The sequence below is a fragment of the Pacificibacter sp. AS14 genome (genome assembly GCF_038899935.1).
In the GTDB taxonomy this organism is placed as follows: Bacteria; Pseudomonadota; Alphaproteobacteria; order Rhodobacterales; family Rhodobacteraceae; genus Celeribacter.
Window position 1 is genome coordinate 2,501 of sequence record NZ_JBBMQI010000033.1, and the last position, 3,704, is coordinate 6,204.

Sequence of the window (3,704 nt, forward strand, 5' to 3'; positions counted from 1 at the left end):
AGTTATATTGGGATACGTCCTAATGTAACGAACAACATTGTTGCTCACCATAGTATTTGGATCGAGCTCAACCGCTGCTTCTTCGGAAGCCGGCATATGCTAAGCCTCCTCGGCGGATCATGTGTATCGCAGTTGCAAAACGCAATGTTGTCCAAGTCAAGTACACTAACCAAGCTCGTAGATCGCACGGTCTTCGAGCTGAGACGCATCCCTTCATACGGGGATGTTGTTTTATGTCAGATCTTAGAGATCTGGCGGGAAAATGTATGCTTTTGGTTTGGAAAGCGCGAGGGCACATCTTACCAGCTTGTGTCTTCCTGCAAAATGGCGTGATCCTTTATTGGATCACAGTTTTGCTCTTTCTGGATCAAATCAAGCGCGAGAAGGGCGTTTGGTGAATGCCTAGGCAGTAAGAGGCGATGAAGGACGTGATACTCTGCGATAAGCTATGGGGAGCTGAGAATAAGCTTTGATCCATGGATTTCCGAATGGGGCAACCCACCTGACAGTTTGATATAATTGCTTTACGGCGATTTATATCGTGCTGAACCAGGTACTTTTAGACTGAATACATAGGTTTAAAAGAGCAAACCCGGGGAACTGAAACATCTAAGTACCCGGAGGAAAGGACATCAATAGAGACTCCGTTAGTAGTGGCGAGCGAACGCGGATCAGCCGAGCCTTGAGAGTGAGAAGAACACGTTGGAAATCGTGGCCATAGCGGGTGATAGCCCCGTATTCTAAGCTCGATGGGACGTATTAAGTAGGGCGGAACACGTGAAATTCTGTCTGAAGATCGGAGGACCACCTCCGAAGGCTAAGTACTCCTTACTGACCGATAGTGAACCAGTACCGTGAGGGAAAGGTGAAAAGCACCCCGACGAGGGGAGTGAAACAGTTTCTGAAACCGGACGCCTACAAGCAGTCGGAGGGACCTTGAGTCCTGACGGCGTACCTTTTGTATAATGGGTCATCGACTTGGTCTCACAAGCAAGCTTAAGCCGTTAGGTGTAGGCGCAGCGAAAGCGAGTCTTAATAGGGCGCATGAGTTTGTGGGATCAGACCCGAAACCGAGTGATCTAGGCATGACCAGGCTGAAGGTAAGGTAACACTTACTGGAGGGCCGAACCCACACCTGTTGAAAAAGGTCGGGATGAGTTGTGCCTAGGGGTGAAAGGCCAATCAAACTCGGAGATAGCTGGTTCTCTGCGAAATCTATTTAGGTAGAGCGTCATCCGAATACCCCGGGGGGTAGAGCACTGGATGGGCAATGGGGGCATACAGCCTTACTGACCCTAACCAAACTCCGAATACCCGGGAGTACTAGATGGCAGACACACAGCGAATGCTAACGTCCGTTGTGAAGAGGGAAACAACCCTAACCTCCAGCTAAGGCCCCTAATTCATGGCTAAGTGGGAAAGCAGGTGGGACGACCAAAACAACCAGGAAGTTGGCTTAGAAGCAGCCATCTTTTAAAGATAGCGTAACAGCTCACTGGTCTAGATAAGTTGTCCTGCGGCGAAGATGTAACGGGGCTCAAGCCATGAGCCGAAGCTGAGGATGTATATTTGTATACGTGGTAGCAGAGCGTAGTGTGACATAGTTCCATGTGTCTTTACTCACCTTATGGTGAGCTTGGACACAAGGAGCTTTCTGTGAAGCCGGCGCGTGAGCGATCCGGTGGAGAGATCACTAGTGAGAATGATGACATGAGTAGCGACAAAGGGAGTGAGAGACTCCCTCGCCGAAAATCCAAGGGTTCCTGCTTAAAGCTAATCTGAGCAGGGTAAGCCGACCCCTAAGGCGAGGCCGAAAGGCGTAGTCGATGGGAACCAGGTTAATATTCCTGGGCCAGATGGAAGTGACGGATCTCGAGGGTAGTTCATCCTTATCGGATTGAATGGGCTGCTTAGAGGTTCCTGGAAATAGCTCCATCGTTAGATCGTACCCTAAACCGACACAGGTGGATAGGTAGAGAATACCAAGGCGCTTGAGAGAACTATGTTGAAGGAACTCGGCAAAATACCTCCGTAAGTTCGCGAGAAGGAGGCCCGGTTCTAAGGCAACTTGGAGCTGGGGGCACAAACCAGGGGGTGGCGACTGTTTACTAAAAACACAGGGCTCTGCGAAGTCGTAAGACGACGTATAGGGTCTGACGCCTGCCCGGTGCCTGAAGGTTAAAAGGAGGAGTGCAAGCTCCGAATTGAAGCCCAGGTAAACGGCGGCCGTAACTATAACGGTCCTAAGGTAGCGAAATTCCTTGTCGGGTAAGTTCCGACCTGCACGAATGGCGTAACGACTTCCCCGCTGTCTCCAACATAGACTCAGCGAAATTGAATTGCCTGTCAAGATGCAGGCTTCCCGCGGTTAGACGGAAAGACCCCGTGCACCTTTACTACAGCTTCACACTGGCATTAGACCGAACATGTGCAGGATAGGTGGTGGGCTTTGAAACCAAGACGCTAGTTTTGGTGGAGCCTCCCTTGAGATACCACCCTTGTTCTGTTTGATGTCTAACCGCGGTCCGTTATCCGGATCCGGGACCCTGTGTGGCGGGTAGTTTGACTGGGGCGGTCGCCTCCTAAAGAGTAACGGAGGCGCGCGAAGGTTGGCTCAGACCGGTCGGAAATCGGTCGTTGAGTGCAATGGCAGAAGCCAGCCTGACTGCGAGACTGACAAGTCGAGCAGAGACGAAAGTCGGTCATAGTGATCCGGTGGTCCCGAGTGGAAGGGCCATCGCTCAACGGATAAAAGGTACGCCGGGGATAACAGGCTGATACTGCCCAAGAGTCCATATCGACGGCAGTGTTTGGCACCTCGATGTCGGCTCATCTCATCCTGGGGCTGGAGCAGGTCCCAAGGGTACGGCTGTTCGCCGTTTAAAGAGGTACGTGAGCTGGGTTTAGAACGTCGTGAGACAGTTCGGTCCCTATCTGCCGTGGGTGTAGGATACTTGAGAGGAGTTGCCCCTAGTACGAGAGGACCGGGGTGAACGATCCACTGGTGGACCAGTTGTTATGCCAATAGCAGTGCTGGGTAGCTATGATCGGACAGGATAACCGCTGAAGGCATCTAAGCGGGAAGCCCCCCTCAAAACAAGGTATCCCTGAGGGCCGAGGTAGACCACCTCGTCGATAGGCCAGAGATGTAAGCGCAGCAATGCGTTCAGTTGACTGGTACTAATTGCCCGATAGGCTTGATTTGATCCAGTAAAAGCAAAACTGAAAAGTTTTACCTATACTGACAAACAGAAGCATACATACCAACACACACAGTAAAATGTACTTTGACTTGGACAGGTTGTTCTTTGCACAGCAAAAACAACCATTAGAGGTTCTTATTCGGTTTGGTGGTCACAGCGCTAGTGAAACACCCGATCCCATCCCGAACTCGGCCGTTAAGCACGGTTGCGCCGATGGTACTGCGTCTTAAGACGTGGGAGAGTAGGTCACCGCCAAACCTAATAAGAACCTCTACGCAAGCCTTCAGCCGCTTGCGAATTTAATCTCTCTAAACGATCAATCAAATAGACTGCACTAATGCAAAAAATGCAGGACAGCGATACGCGCACGACAAAAAAACGTAGCGCAAAAAACTCGGCCTAAAGTAGCGTAAGCAATAGGCCAAGCACAGTGTCGCGGGATGGAGCAGCCCGGTAGCTCGTCAGGCTCATAACCTGAAGGTCGTAGGTTCAAATCCTACT

General features: G+C 51.0%; 2 rRNA genes. Both read left to right on the forward strand.

Annotated elements, in window-relative coordinates:
- Window positions 1-370: 370 nt before the first annotated feature.
- Window positions 371-3,205: ribosomal RNA gene (locus WNY38_RS17795) — 23S ribosomal RNA — on the forward strand.
- A gap of 141 nt (window positions 3,206-3,346) precedes the next feature.
- Window positions 3,347-3,461, forward strand: a 5S ribosomal RNA gene (gene rrf / locus WNY38_RS17800).
- Window positions 3,462-3,704: the final 243 nt, after the last annotated feature.